Origin of the sequence: uncultured Planococcus sp. (assembly GCF_947501725.1) — a bacterium.
Lineage (GTDB): Bacteria > Bacillota > Bacilli > Bacillales_A > Planococcaceae > Planococcus > Planococcus donghaensis_C.
On the sequence record NZ_CANMXD010000004.1, the window covers coordinates 390564 to 400558 of the forward strand.

The window sequence follows — 9995 nt, forward strand, 5'->3', positions numbered from 1 at the left end:
TCCTCCCTATACTTACTGCTTTAATTGTACAAGGAAACAAACTTTTTAGCAAAAAGAAAGAGGGCGCAAGCGCCCTCTCTCATTAATGCGATCTTATCGAATTTCTTTGATACGAGCTGCTTTACCGCGTAGGTCACGCAAGTAATACAATTTCGCACGGCGTACTTTACCACGACGGGTAACTTCAAGCTGTGCAATTTTTGGTGTGTGTACAGGGAATGTACGCTCAACACCAACACCGTAAGAGATTTTGCGGACAGTGAATGATTCACTGATCCCGCCTCCGCGACGGCTGATGACTACTCCTTCGTATACCTGAATACGTTCGCGTGTACCCTCGACAACTTTAACGTGGACGCGGACAGTATCTCCAGGACGGAACGTTGGAAGATCCGTACGAAGCTGTTCTTTAGTGATTTCTGTAATAATGTTTTGCATTATTTTTCTCTCCTTCTACAGATGCTCTTACACCCAAATGAACTGTTGCAGCGGAACATCGTGATCCTGTACTTCACATAAAAGTACAGTGTCCATAATACCACTAAACAATGGCATGCGCAAGAGCAGTCTGCGATCTATTTTTGATTTCTCAATTCCGCAATGATTTTCTTTTGCTTGTCGCTCAGCTCGATTTTGTCGAGCAGGTCTGGGCGACGCTCAAGCGTCCGTTTCAAGGTTTGTTCCTCGCGCCATTGATCAACTTTGCCGTGGTTACCGGATGTCAGCACATCCGGAACCTTCCAGCCCCTGAATTCAGCCGGACGCGTGTATTGAGGATGTTCCAGCATGCCTGTAGAGAATGAGTCACGAACAGGTGAGTCAGCGTTTCCCAGCACCCCTGGAAGCAGTCTGACGACACTGTCGATGACAGTCATGGCTGCAAGCTCGCCACCGGTCAGCACAAAATCTCCAATGGAAATTTCGTCCGTGACTAAATGTTCCCGGATTCGTTCATCGTAGCCTTCATAATGGCCACAGATAAACACCAATTCCTGTTCAGCTGACAGCTCTTCCGCTTTTTGCTGAGTAAAGCGCTCGCCTTGCGGGCACATCAGAATGACGCGCGGCTTGCTTTTTTGCACCAAGCTTTCAACTGCATTAAAAATAGGTTCAGGCTTCAGTACCATACCGGCGCCGCCGCCAAAAGGGTAATCATCCACCTGGCGTTTATTATCGGCAAACTCCCGAATATCCACGACAGTCAGGCTGACCGCACCTTTTTCTTGCGCCTTTTTCATGATCGAATGCTGGAAGACCCCTTCAAACATGGGAGGAAACAGCGATAGGACATTTATATTCATCAAGACAACAAACCTTCCATGACTTCGATGATCACTTTCTTTTCATCTATATCAATTTCTTTGACGATGTCTTCGATATACGGAATATAATGCTTCTTCCCTGTTTTCGGTGTGACTTCCCAGACATCATTGGCGCCCGTTTCCAAAATTTCACTGATGGTTCCGAGTTCCTGTCCTTCTGTTGTGAAAACTGTACATCCTAAAATTTCGTGATGGTAGAATGCATTGTCTTCGAGTTCGGTTAAATCATGTTCAGCAATCTTCAGATAGGACTCTTTGAACGGCTCTACGTCATTGATATTCGGATAGCCTTCGAAAGTCACCAATTCGAAGTTCTTATGCTGGCGATGGCTCGCGATCTTCACCATGATCGGTTTTTTTGCATCCGGTGTAAAAAGTCCAAGTTTTGAACCAACCGCAAAACGTTCTTCCGGGAAATCGGTACGGGACAAAACACGCACTTCGCCACGTATTCCGTGGGTATTGACAATTTTTCCTACATTAAACCATTGCACAAGCAAACATCCTTCCAGTGCTATTTTCCTGAAAAAAAAAGAAGGAACCTGGGCTCCTTCTTCTTCCTTAATCCACAATATCGAGGTAAGTTTTCTTCTTATGATAACCACCTGCTGCTGAGTACACAATTGAACGGACAGCTTTCGCCACACGCCCCTGCTTTCCGATCACTTTCCCTGTATCCTCAGGATGCACAGAAAGCTTGTAGACAATACGGCTTGCGTTTTCGTCGGTTTCGACACGAACTTCTTCCGGATAATCAACTAACGGTTTCACAATGGTCTCAATCAGCTGCTTCATAAGAAAATCTCCCTTACTTGCTTAATTTTTCGTTATGGAATTTCTCCATAATGCCTTTTTGAGAAAACAAGTTGCGTACAGTGTCAGATGGTTTTGCGCCATCATGAAGCCATTTCAACACTAATTCTTCGTCGATCTTAACTTCAGCTGGAACTGTCAGCGGGTTGTAAGTACCTACTGTCTGGATTTGACGGCCGTCACGTGGAGCACGTGAGTCAGCTACTACAATACGGTAAAAAGGAGATTTCTTAGCTCCCATACGTTTCAAGCGAATTTTTACTGCCATTTCTTAAAGCACCTCCGAATAGTTTCACACAAGATATTATATTAGCAAGCTTTAAATAGTTTGTAAAGTATTTTTTCTTAACACCTTAAAATTTTACTTGAAAAGTGAGTCCAGGCCTGACATCCCCATTTTCTTTTTGCCTTTTTTCGTGTTCATGCCAGACATTTGTTTCATCATTTTCTTCATATCCTCAAACTGTTTCAAGAGTCGGTTGACATCTTGAATCGATGTTCCTGAACCTTTAGCAATCCTTTTTTTGCGGTTTGCATTGATGATTTCGGGTGTAGTTTTCTCTTTTTTCGTCATCGAATAGATAATGGCTTCCACACGATCCATCTGGCCTTCATCCACTTTAGCGTTTTCAAGCCCCTTGATTTTATTGGCGCCTGGAAGCATTTTCAAAATTTCATCCAATGGCCCCATTTGTTTGACTTGCGACATCTGTTCAAGGAAATCATCAAAAGTAAAAGTCGAAGTTCTGAACTTCTCTTCCAATTCTTTCGCTTTTTCTTCATCGACGCTCGACTGCGCTTTTTCAATCAGCGACAGCATATCGCCCATGCCGAGGATGCGTGAAGCCATGCGTTCCGGATGGAAAGCTTCAAGTGCGTCCATTTTTTCGCCCATCCCGACAAATTTAATCGGTTTTTGGGTGACAGAGCGGATTGACAGCGCCGCACCACCTCGGGTATCGCCATCCAGTTTCGTCAGGACGACACCGGAAATGCCGATGGCTTCATCGAAGCTCTGCGCCACGTTGACAGCATCCTGTCCGGTCATGGAATCAACTACCAGGAAAATCTCATCCGGCTCTTTAAGGGCACGGATATCCTTCAATTCCTGCATCAATGCCTCATCAACATGCAGACGGCCTGCTGTATCGATGATGACCGTATCCAAATGCTCTGTTTTTGCGTGTTCAATCGCCTGGCGGGCAATTTCCACAGGAGACAGTTCTGTCCCTTTGGAGAAAACCGGCAAAGACAATTGTTTGCCGATTGTCTCAAGCTGCTGGATTGCTGCCGGACGATAGACATCGGCCGCCACCAACAACGGCTTACGATTGTGTTTTCTGCGCAGCAGGTTGGCGAGTTTCCCTGTAGTGGTCGTTTTACCGGCACCCTGCAGACCGACCATCATGATGACAGTCGGCTGCTTTGTGGAAAACTCGATTTTCCGTTCTTCGCCGCCCATCAATTCGGTCAGTTCATCTTTAACGATTTTAACGACTTGCTGGCCTGGTGTCAGGCTATCCATGACGTCCTGGCCAATTGCCCGTTCACTGACTTTCTTGACGAATTCCTTGACGACTTTCAAGTTGACATCCGCTTCGATTAAGGCAAAACGAACTTCACGCATCATTTCCTTAACGTCTGCTTCGTTGACTTTTCCTTTGCCTTTGATCTTTGTCATGGTGCCTTGCAGGCGTTCGGATAATCCTTCAAATGCCATTCTTTCCGCCTCCTAGTCCCATTCCTTCAGTTCGCCCAGAAATTGCTGGACGCGTTCTTCTGTGAATGGCTGTTTTTCAAATGACGAAACCAATTGCTGCCGTTTTTGAAATTTCTCAAACAGCTGCAATTTGCGTTCATATTCTTCCAGCATCGCTTCCGTCCGTCGAATATTGTCATAGACGGCCTGACGGGTGATGTTGTATTCTTCAGCAATTTCGCCCAGTGAATGGTCATCTAAATAATACAGCATCATATAGCTCCGCTGTTTAGGTGTCAGTAGCTCCTGATAGAAATCAAACAAATAATTCATGCGTGTTGTTTTTTCAAGTCCCATCATTGATGCTCACCCCATCCATACTACTGTTTAGAATACTGAAAATCCCAAGAGCCGTCAAGTAATTTTACTTGTCTGCTTCAGCATCTTCCAATTGCTGCTCTTTGTCCAATCCTTCAGCAAATAAACCGTAGACATATTTTTGTGCATCGAATGGCTGCAAATCATCCAGCTTTTCGCCAAGCCCGACATATTTAACGGGAATCTTCAATTTATTGCGGATGGCCAGAACGATGCCGCCTTTTGCCGTACCGTCCAGTTTAGTCAAGACGATGCCTGTCACGTCTGTCACTTCTTTAAATGTCTGTGCCTGAATCATGGCATTTTGGCCGGTCGTGGCATCGAGGGCCAGCAGCACTTCGTGAGGCGCCCCTGGTATTTCACGCGAAATGACACGATGCACTTTCTGCAGTTCATTCATCAGATTGACTTTGTTCTGCAGACGCCCTGCCGTATCGCAGATCAACACATCCACTCCACGGGACTTGGCTGAACGGACAGCGTCATACATAACCGCCGCAGGGTCAGACCCTTCACTTTGCTTGATGACATCGACGCCTACACGCTGGCCCCAGACATCCAATTGCTCGATGGCTCCGGCCCGGAATGTATCACCGGCAGCAAGCATGACCGTTTTGCCTTCACTCTTGAATCGGTGAGCCATTTTACCGATGGTCGTCGTTTTACCGACACCATTGACGCCGACCATCAAAATAACTGTCAGCCCATCAACAAAATTGATCTCATTGCTTTCCGCTTCGCCAGCCTCATAAATATCGACCAGTTTTTCAGAAATGACAGATTGGACGTTGGACGTGTCCCGCACATTTTTTCGCTGCACTTCGAAACGCAATTCGTCCATCAATTCGATGACCGTTTCAAAACCGACATCTGCCTGCAACAGGATTTCTTCCAATTCCTCGAAAAAGTCTTCATCGACTTTGCGGTATTTCGCTACCAGATCATTGATCTTCGATGTAAAGCCGGTACGGGTTTTGGCTAACCCTTCTTTGTATTTTTCAGTTGATTCTTCAGCCTCGGTGTTTCCGGCAAATTTATCTTTTAATTTTTTAAAGAAACTCACGTGACCACTCCTCTTTTAAATTTTCTCTTCAAGTTTAACGGACACCAATTTCGAAATCCCGGATTCCTGCATCGTAATGCCGTACAGGACGTCTGCACCTTCCATCGTTCCTTTGCGGTGTGTGATGACGATGAATTGCGTGTCTTCGCTGAATTTCTTCAGGTATTGACTGTAACGTACGACATTTGATTCATCAAGCGCCGCCTCTACTTCATCGAGCACACAGAACGGCACAGGACGCACATTCAAAATCGCAAACAACAGGGCGATGGCAGTTAATGCGCGCTCTCCGCCGGACAGCAAACTTAAGTTCTGCAGTTTTTTGCCAGGCGGCTGGGCGATGATTTCAACACCTGTCAACAGCATATCCTTGGGATCGGTCAATACCAGGTCGGCAGAGCCCCCACCGAACAGCTCTTTAAAGACACGTTGGAATTGTATCCGGATAGCATGGAAGGTATCGTCGAAGCGACTGGTCATTTCCCCGTCCATCTCCCGTATCAAGGTACGTAAAGTGTCTTTTGCTTCGTTCAGATCATTGCGCTGCTCGGTCAAAAAGGCATGGCGATCTGAGACATGGTCGAACTCCTCGATAGCTCCGATATGGACAGGGCCCAATTCTTCTATGGACTGCTTCAGCAGCTTCACTTTTCTGCGGACAGCTGCCTCTTCGTCCATCATCTCAAACTGTTTTGCCTGTTCGAGCGTCAATTGGTAATTGGTTTCGAGCTGGAGAATGAAACTTTGGATCTGGACGTCCAATCGGGTTGATTTCACTTCACAGATCCGGATCGCTTCTACATATCCTTTGTAGATGCGCTGTTGTTCTTTCAGATCCTCTTCCAAACCGTTCAAACTATCCTGTTGCTCTGCCCGCTGTTCTTTCGTCCGGTTGACGGCTTGCTGGATCTGCAACTTTTTTGCAGACCAGGATTCGATTTCCTGAAGTATTTCGTCGTCAGAATAGACTTTCGCCGCTTCTTCCGATTGAATCCACTGCAGCTCTTTTTGATGCTCCTGCAGCTTACGGCTGCTTTTTTCCAGACGTTCAAAAAGCTCGGCTTCACTGTTGGTCAACTGCAGGACGCGTTCTTTCGTCACGGCATGGAGCGATTTCTGCTCAGCTAATTTCTCCAGAACCTGATCGCGTGCCGATTCGTTCTGCTGCTTGAATAAAGTCAATTCGTCGATCTTCACCGTTATGGCGTTCAGTTCCCCGACGATATTTTCAAGCCGCACAGAAGCCGTTTCCTTGCGTTTTGTTATTTCTGTCAAGTCATATTCTTTGTTTTTCTGTTCGGCTTCGAAAAGTTGGAAACGCTCGGAAGTGGTCTTGAGCACCGCTTCGATTTCGCGCAGAATAATGGCATTTTCCGCTTCCATGTCCCGGTATTTTTCGCCTTCGGTCCGAAGAATCTGAATGGACTCTTCAACCGCTTTAACGTCGGCTTGTTCTTTCCGGATCGTTTTCTCAGCATTCAGGATCGTCTCTTTCAACTCTTCAGCTTGTACCAGCAATTGATCGAGCTCAGCTTTTCGTGAAAAGAATGAAGCTTGGGTTTTATTGGCACCACCGGTCATCGATCCACCCGCGTTGACGATATCGCCTTCGAGTGTGACGACGCGGAATCGGTTGCCTGTCGCCTTGGCGATGGCCGTTGCGCCTTTCAAGTCTTCAGCGATAATGACATTGCCCAAGAGATTTTCAATGATCATCCCGTATTGTGGATCGTACTCGACCAGTTCAAATGCCATATTGATGTAGGAAGGGTGCTGACTCACAGCGGCCAATGTATGCTCGGGAATCTTCCTAGCCTTCATGACAGTCATCGGCAGGAAAGTCGAGCGGCCGGCTCTTTTTTTGCGCAGGAAATCAATCGCTTCCCAGGCATGCTGTTCATTTTCGGTGATGATGTGCTGGCTCGAAGCGCCTAAAGCTGTTTCAATCGCTTTGGCGTAATTTTTTTCCACCTTGGCAATTTCAGCGACGGCTCCTCTTATTCCAGCTAAATGACCTTTTTCACGCGCAACCAGAACTTCACGTACACCCTGGAAAAAACCGGAAAAATCAGCTTCCAGTTCCTGCAGCGTATCGATCCGCGCAGCTAATTGCTTCTGTGACTGATACGCCTGGAACAACATTGATTGTTTCTGGTCGAAAGCCTGCTTCTGCACTTGGTAAGAAGCTTCGTTGTCTTTATACTGTTGGCGCTTGCCTTCAAGCAGTGTCCGGATTTCCTGGACATTCTTTTCCGCTTGGGCTTTTTCTTTCTCCAGCTTTGATAATTCAGCTGTAAAGTCTGTCCGCTGCGATGCGATGCGTCCTGTTGATTCAGACAATTGCTGTGCCTGCAAACCGATATTTTTCAATTCATTTTTGACGGTGGCCTGTTCATTCATCAAGTCGATATAAACCGACTTGCAATTTTCGATTTCATTGTCGATATCCGCCGGAGTCCGGTTCAGCTGTTCTTCAAGCACTTTGATGGCTGTCCGAACCGTTTGCTGCTCTGCTTTGCGCTCTTCCAGCAAAGCCAGCTGTTCGCTGTGTTTTTTCTTGAGGAAATCGTTCTCCAGTTTTTCTGTATCGAGATTGTCCTGCAGCTGCTGTGCCTGGCGATGGGCATTGCTTTTTTTCTCCGACATCAGCAACTTGCGGCCCTGCCATTTCTCTGTCTCTGCGCTGGCTTCAACAAGGGAATTTTGGGCCTGATCGATCTTACTGTCCAAATTCGAAATAGACTGGCGTGTTTTGGTGACTGTCCGTTCTTTTGTGTTGATTTCCGCTGATAATTGCTGCTCTTTTTCTGAATGGCCTGCGGCATCACGCGTCAACTGCTCCAGCTCCAGCTCCAGATTGCCCGCATCATAAGCCAATAAGGCGATGTCGGCATCTTTCAGCTGCTCATTCATATCCAGAAAATCCCGTGCCGTGGAAGCTTGAATCTGCAGCGGCTCCATGCGGCCATCCAATTCATGCAGGATATCAAGCACGCGGTTAAGGTTTTCATCCGTTTCATTTAATTTTACTTCGGCTTTTTTCTTGCGCTGCTTGTATTTCAGAACACCTGCAGCTTCTTCGAAAATCGATCGGCGCTCTTCTGCTTTTGAATTCAGGATTTCATCCACGCGTCCCTGCGAAATGATGGAAAAGGCTTCTTTGCCGAGCCCGGAATCCATGAACAGGTCCGTGATGTCCTTCAGGCGGCAATTTTGCTTATTCAGCAGATAGGCACTTTCTCCACTGCGAAAAACCCTTCTCGTTACGCTGACTTCGCTGTAATCGAGAGGGACGCGGCCATCTGTATTGTCTAAAATTAACGTAACTTCCGCAAAGTTCAAAGGTTTACGGGAATCGCTGCCGGCAAAAATAACATCTTCCATTTTAGCGCCGCGCAGTGACTTTGCTGATTGTTCTCCGAGCACCCAACGGATGGCATCAGTGACATTGCTCTTGCCGCTGCCATTCGGTCCGACGACGGCTGTGACTCCGGGTACAAAATCAATTCCGATTCGATCAGCAAAAGATTTGAACCCCATGACTTCCAATCTTTTCAAAAACATTGTTACTCCTCCGCCGCTTCCTGCAATTTACGGATCGCCAGCTGCGCTGCCTGCTGTTCCGCCTCTTTTTTCGACCGGCCATTGCCGACTCCGAGTTCCTGCTCTGCAAGAGAAACACGCGTCACAAATACACGGCTATGGGCAGGTCCGATTTCATCAATGATTTCATAATTCAATACTCCCGTATTTTTCTGCTGAACCAATTCCTGCAATTGGCTCTTATAATCCATCACATGCGAAAAAGCACCGATTTCCACTTTTGGAAACAAAACCATTTCCAAAAATGCGACAACAGGTTCCAATCCTTGGTCTAGGTAAAGTGCGCCGATATACGACTCAAAAACATCAGCCAGCAACGCTGGACGTGTTCTGCCGCCAGTCAACTCTTCCCCTTTACCCAGAAGGATGTATTTGCCGAAACCAAGTTCGTTGGCAAATAAAACCAGTGAAGGTTCACATACGATCGCTGCACGCAGCTTCGTCAATTCCCCTTCGCTCATGTCCGGATATTTCATATAAAGGTAATGCGAAACGGATAATTCCAATACCGCATCCCCCAGAAATTCCAAACGCTCGTTGTCGGTGAATTGTTTTCTTCGATGCTCATTCACATAAGATGAATGCGTGAAAGCTTGATACAGCAATGCAGGCTTATTGAATGAAACATTCAGCTCTTTTTGTAATTGTTCAAATGCCGCTTTGGCGCTTTCTTTTATGACGCCAGGTTTCTGGTGATTTGCTTTTTTATTCATTGCCATTTTTTATCTGCCTTCCTTTGTGTACTTCCGTCAATTTTACCTTTTTTTCAGCTATTGTGCAAAAAGAGAATTGACGCACAACTGCTTAGTATAACAGCAATTGTGCGTCAATGGTTGTTTAAGTATTTACGTGCGGCAGAAGGATCTATTGATCGCTTCCGCTTTTCTTGATGTCCAGCTTCAGCGGCCAGATTCTTGGGTCATAAGCCACTCCAGCTGTGCGGCTGAAAAAATGCCACTTCTCCGGAGCGTCTTATGCCCGTCGAATCTAGACGGCCGCTTCCGCTTTTCGTGATGTCCAGCTTCAGCGATCAGACCCTCCATAAGTCACGTCGACTATGCGGCAAAAACACGCCGCTTCGTCAACGCGCCTTATGCCTGTCGGGTCTTAACGATCG

10 protein-coding genes are annotated in these 9995 nt (G+C 46.6%); all 10 read right to left on the reverse strand.

Annotated elements, in window-relative coordinates:
* Positions 1-93 precede the first annotated feature (93 nt).
* Positions 94-438 carry a 50S ribosomal protein L19 gene (gene rplS, locus Q0785_RS08520; protein ID WP_223633270.1) on the reverse strand — a complete coding sequence of 115 codons (345 nt, stop codon included), beginning with the start codon at positions 436-438 and terminating at the stop codon, positions 94-96.
* Positions 439-575: 137 nt separating this feature from the next.
* Positions 576-1301: a tRNA (guanosine(37)-N1)-methyltransferase TrmD gene (trmD, locus tag Q0785_RS08525; protein ID WP_298828544.1), complete on the reverse strand. Its 726-nt coding sequence runs from the start codon at positions 1299-1301 to the stop codon at positions 576-578.
* Complete coding sequence (gene rimM / locus Q0785_RS08530) at positions 1301-1816, reverse strand: ribosome maturation factor RimM (protein WP_298828506.1); 516 nt, start codon at positions 1814-1816, stop codon at positions 1301-1303. Before rimM ends, trmD begins: the two co-directional genes overlap by 1 nt.
* Positions 1817-1883: 67 nt before the next feature.
* Complete coding sequence (locus Q0785_RS08535; RefSeq protein ID WP_142826576.1) at positions 1884-2117, reverse strand: KH domain-containing protein; 234 nt, start codon at positions 2115-2117, stop codon at positions 1884-1886.
* Positions 2118-2130: 13 nt separating this feature from the next.
* Positions 2131-2403 (reverse strand): 30S ribosomal protein S16, encoded by a 273-nt coding sequence (rpsP, locus tag Q0785_RS08540; RefSeq protein ID WP_191714046.1) that lies wholly within the window; start codon positions 2401-2403, stop codon positions 2131-2133.
* 93 nt (positions 2404-2496) lie between these two features.
* Positions 2497-3855 carry a signal recognition particle protein gene (gene ffh, locus Q0785_RS08545; RefSeq protein WP_298828514.1) on the reverse strand — a complete coding sequence of 453 codons (1359 nt, stop codon included), beginning with the start codon at positions 3853-3855 and terminating at the stop codon, positions 2497-2499.
* Between the two features lie 12 nt (positions 3856-3867).
* The gene (locus Q0785_RS08550) at positions 3868-4191 is read right to left on the reverse strand and encodes a putative DNA-binding protein (protein ID WP_006828274.1); all 324 of its coding nucleotides are present in this window, start codon (positions 4189-4191) and stop codon (positions 3868-3870) included.
* Between the two features lie 67 nt (positions 4192-4258).
* Positions 4259-5275, reverse strand: a complete 1017-nt coding sequence (gene ftsY, locus Q0785_RS08555) for a signal recognition particle-docking protein FtsY (RefSeq protein ID WP_298828517.1) — start codon at positions 5273-5275, stop codon at positions 4259-4261.
* A 15-nt stretch (positions 5276-5290) separates the two neighbouring features.
* Positions 5291-8839, reverse strand: a complete 3549-nt coding sequence (gene smc / locus Q0785_RS08560) for a chromosome segregation protein SMC (protein WP_298828520.1) — start codon at positions 8837-8839, stop codon at positions 5291-5293.
* A gap of 2 nt (positions 8840-8841) precedes the next feature.
* Positions 8842-9597 carry a ribonuclease III gene (gene rnc / locus Q0785_RS08565; RefSeq protein WP_298828523.1) on the reverse strand — a complete coding sequence of 252 codons (756 nt, stop codon included), beginning with the start codon at positions 9595-9597 and terminating at the stop codon, positions 8842-8844.
* Between the last annotated feature and the right edge of the window lie 398 nt (positions 9598-9995).